The organism is Rhodopseudomonas sp. BR0C11, assembly GCF_010820945.1.
GTDB classification, from domain to species: Bacteria; Pseudomonadota; Alphaproteobacteria; order Rhizobiales; family Xanthobacteraceae; genus Rhodopseudomonas; species Rhodopseudomonas palustris_H.
Map to the genome: position 1 here is coordinate 1 of NZ_QTKI01000428.1, position 3,968 is coordinate 3,968.

The window sequence follows — 3,968 nt, forward strand, 5'->3', positions numbered from 1 at the left end:
GTGCTGATGTTGCAAACGTGAGGCTCGGCGATCGGGTGATCGTCAAGTTGCGGTTCGGTGCCTATGCCGAAGAGGTGGTGGCTGCGGCCTCGCAGCTCACGCCGGCGCCGGCGAATTTCGATTTCGCCGAAGCTGCGACCTATCTGGCCGGCCACGGCACCGCTTGGCACGGGCTGGTCGAACGTGGCCAGCTGCAGCCCGGCGAAGTTCTGCTGGTGCATGGCTCCGGCGGCGGCGTCGGGCTCGCGGCGGTCGAGGTCGGCAAGTATCTCGGCGCCACCGTGATCGCGGCGGCGTCGAGCGAAGAGAAGCTCGCCGTGGCGCGGCAGCGCGGCGCCGACCACGGCATCCTCTACGGCGCCGAACCGTTCAAGGATGCGGTGAAGCGCATCACCGAGGGCCGCGGTGCCGACGTGGTGTTCGATCCGGTCGGCGGCCAGATCTTCGAAGACAGCGTGCGCTGTATCAATTGGGGTGCGCGGCTGCTGGTGGTCGGCTTTACCGGCGGCATTGGGCTCGCGCGCACCAATCTGATCCTGATGAAGGGCGCGAGCGTGATCGGCGTCCGTGCCGGTGAGGCGGTCCGGCGCGATCCGGCGCGCGGCGAGCAGCGCACCGCCAAGCTGCTCGAGCTTGCTGCCAAGGGCCTGCTTCGGCCCAACGTGTCGCATCGCTTGCCGCTGTCGGAATGGGCTCCGGCGATGCGTTTGCTGATCGACCGCAAGGCGATCGGCCGGGTCGCGCTGCTCCCGTAATGCGGAATTTTCACGCACCCGCGGCAAGCGAAGATTTCGCTTGGCGCGGGTTTCGCGATGTGGAATGTGCAGCGCGGAACAACGAGGTTGGAATGAGCACTGAACTGGAACTCGACGCCTATATCAAGCTCGTCGGCACCGAGATCGGCGTGTCGGAATGGCATGTGCTCGATCAGAAGCGGATCGATCAGTTCGCCGATTGCACCGAGGATTGGCAGTACATCCACGTCGATCCCGAGCGCGCCGCGCGCGAGACGCCGTTCGGCACCACGATCGCTCACGGCTTCCTGACACTGTCGATGCTGAGCGTGTTCTCCTACGAGGCGATGCCGAGGATCAAGGGCGTCACGATGGGCGTCAACTACGGCTTCGACCGGCTGCGCTTCATCTCGCCGGTGAAGGCGGGATCGCGCGTGCGCGGCCGCTTCATGCTGGCGGAAGCTACTGTGCGCAAGCCGGGCGAATTGTTGTCGCGTACCAGCGTCAACGTCGAAATCGAGGGCGAGAAGCGCTCGGCCCTCGTGGCTGACTGGCTCGGCCTGATCTACTTCGAACAATAATCCGGGGAAGCAACACACATGGCTATCAGGTTCGACGGACGCGTCGCCATCGTCACCGGCGCGGGCAACGGTCTCGGCCGCGCGCATGCGCTGGGTCTCGCGGCGCTCGGCGCCAAGGTGGTGGTGAACGATTTCGGCGGCGCGCGTGACGGCACCGGCGGTTCGATGACCGCCGCCGAGACCGTGGTCGAAGAGATCAAGAAGGCCGGCGGAACTGCGATGGCCGACGGCGCCGACGTGTCGAACTACGAACAGGTCCAGGCGATGGTCGCCAAGGCGACCAAGGAGTGGGGCAGCGTCGACCTGCTGGTCGCCAACGCCGGCATCCTGCGCGACAAGTCGTTCGGCAAGATGGAGCTAAGCGATTTCCAGAAGGTGATCGACGTGCATCTCGCCGGCACCTTCTACTGCTGCAAGGCGGTGTGGGATGGCATGAAGGAGCGCAACTACGGCCGCATCGTGCTGACCACCTCGTCGTCGGGCATGTTCGGCAATTTTGGCCAGGCCAACTACGGCGCCGCGAAGGCCGGCATCGTCGGCCTGATGAACGTGCTGGCGCAGGAAGGCCGCAAGACCGACATCCGCGTCAACACTGTGTCGCCGACCGCCGCGACCCGCATGACCGAAGAGCTGCTGCCGCCGCAGGCGCTGCAGCTGATGAAGCCGGAGGCGATCACGCCCGCGGTGCTGTTCCTGCTCAGCGAGAACGCGCCGACCCGCACCACGCTCGGCGCCGGTGCCGGCTCGTTCGCGCAGATCAAGATCGTCGAGACTGAAGGCATCAACCTGCCGGAGTCCGAGTGGACCCCCGACGCGATCGCCGCGCACTTCGCCGAGATCAGCGACGACTCCAAGGCCCAGGCGCTCGAAGGTGCGTTCCAGCAGACGCAGAAGTACGTGGCGCAGGCCGCCGCGCGCCTCGGCATCAAGATGTAAGGCGGTCGTCATTCCGGGGCGCGCCGAAGGCGCGAACCCGGAATCTTAGAGTCGCAGAACTTGTCGAGGTTCCGGGTTCGCTCGCTGACGCGAGCGCCCCGGAATGACGGCATTATCTCTCCACGAGTCATTCCGGGGCACGCCGAAGGCGTGAACCCGGAATCTCTACGCCGATCCCGGTTCGTGTATAAGCGCCGGATGATTTTCATCGCAGGCAGCCGTCGTGGCTGACATCATCGACATCGACGCCGCCGTGATCGGTGCCGGGCCAGCGGGGCTGATGGCGGCCGAGCAGCTCGCGCTTGGCGGCATGCGCGTCATCGTGTTCGACGGCATGGGTGCACCGGCGCGGAAATTTTTGCTGGCCGGGCGCGGCGGCCTCAATCTCACGCACAGCGAAGCACTGCCTGACTTCCTGTCGCGCTACGGCGCGGCGCAGGCGTGGCTGACTTCAGCGATCGAGGCGTTCGGCCCCGAGCAACTGCGCGCCTGGGCCGATGATCTCGGGCAGCCGACCTTCGTCGGCTCCAGCGGACGGGTGTTTCCGGTGGCGATGAAGGCCTCGCCGCTGCTGCGCGCCTGGCTGCGCCGGCTCGATGCGCTGGGCGTGCAGCTTCGCCTGAGGCATCGCTGGACCGGATGGGACGGTGAGGGGCGGCTGTCGTTCGACACAGCGGACGGTCCGCGCGGCATCGCGGCGCGGGCGACCGTGCTGGCGCTCGGCGGCGCCAGCTGGCCGCGGCTCGGTTCGGATGGAGGCTGGAGCGATCTGCTCGCCGCCAAGGACATTGCGATCGCGCCGCTGCGGCCGGCGAATTGCGGCTTCGTCGCGCGGTGGTCGGCGCTGTTCGCTGACAAGTATCAGGGCGCGCCGCTGAAGAACGTCGCGCTGTCGTTCGGACCGCGCACCGTACGCGGCGAGGCGGTGATCACCCGCGACGGCATCGAAGGCGGCGCGATCTATGCGATCTCGGCAGTGTTGCGCGATGCGATTCTGGCGCACGGCGAAGCGAAGCTGTCGATCGCGCTTCGGCCGGATCTCAGCATAGCTGATCTCGCGGTGCGATTAGCGAAGCCGAAGGGCAAGCAGTCGCTGTCGACGTATTTGCGCAAAGCCGCGGGGCTGTCGCCGGCCGGCATCGGTCTGCTGCAGGAAGCCGCGCATGCATCGGGCGTTGCGCTGGCGACGCTGCCGGCCGATCAGCTCGCCGCACTGATCAACGCCGTGCCGGTGCGCTTAGTTGCCGCCGCGCCGATCGCCAAGGCGATCTCGACCGCGGGCGGCATTGCGCTCGGTGAGATCGACGCGGACTACATGCTGCGCAAACTGCCCCGCGTGTTCGCCGCCGGTGAGATGCTCGACTGGGAAGCGCCGACCGGCGGCTATCTGCTCACGGCCTGCTTTGCGACCGGCGTGATGGCAGGCCGCGGCGCGCTGCGCTGGCTGCAACGCGCCTGACGCCGCGTGGTTATTGCGTCACGACCGGACGGCTCGCCCGGCTATGCGTCGCGTCGCTGTGGCGGTTCGGGAACATCACCAGCGAGCAGGCCTGGCTGAGCTGGGTGCGCTTGGCGATCAGGCAGGCGGTGATGGCCGGCACATCGGGGATTTCCGAGCGGCACAGCCGCATCACGTCGGGCCTGCAAGCGCGGCGCTCCTCCGGCGTACCCTGCGCCGAGGCCGCATTCACCATCACAGTCGCGCACAGCGCTGCGG

The 3,968-nt window shown here is 67.3% G+C and carries 5 protein-coding genes; 4 read left to right on the top strand and 1 reads right to left on the bottom strand.

What is annotated here, in order from left to right; all coding sequences use genetic code 11:
- The 4 genes from DYI24_RS22710 to DYI24_RS22725 all read left to right on the top strand — a co-directional run.
- On the top strand, window positions 1-755 hold a 755-nt coding region (locus DYI24_RS22710), incomplete at its 5' end, for an NADPH:quinone oxidoreductase family protein (protein WP_164573941.1).
- Window positions 756-847: 92 nt separating this feature from the next.
- Window positions 848-1,315 (top strand): MaoC family dehydratase, encoded by a 468-nt coding sequence (locus DYI24_RS22715; protein WP_107344148.1) that lies wholly within the window; start codon window positions 848-850, stop codon window positions 1,313-1,315.
- Between the two features lie 18 nt (window positions 1,316-1,333).
- Entirely contained in the window at window positions 1,334-2,251 is a 918-nt protein-coding gene (locus DYI24_RS22720) for an SDR family NAD(P)-dependent oxidoreductase (RefSeq protein ID WP_164573942.1), read from the top strand.
- A 223-nt stretch (window positions 2,252-2,474) separates the two neighbouring features.
- Window positions 2,475-3,710, top strand: a complete 1,236-nt coding sequence (locus DYI24_RS22725) for a BaiN/RdsA family NAD(P)/FAD-dependent oxidoreductase (protein WP_164573943.1) — start codon at window positions 2,475-2,477, stop codon at window positions 3,708-3,710.
- 10 nt (window positions 3,711-3,720) lie between these two features.
- On the opposite strand, the gene DYI24_RS22730 is transcribed toward DYI24_RS22725, so the two are convergent.
- On the bottom strand, window positions 3,721-3,945 hold the full coding sequence (locus DYI24_RS22730) for a hypothetical protein (RefSeq protein ID WP_246701350.1): 225 nt from the start codon (window positions 3,943-3,945) through the stop codon (window positions 3,721-3,723).
- Between the last annotated feature and the right edge of the window lie 23 nt (window positions 3,946-3,968).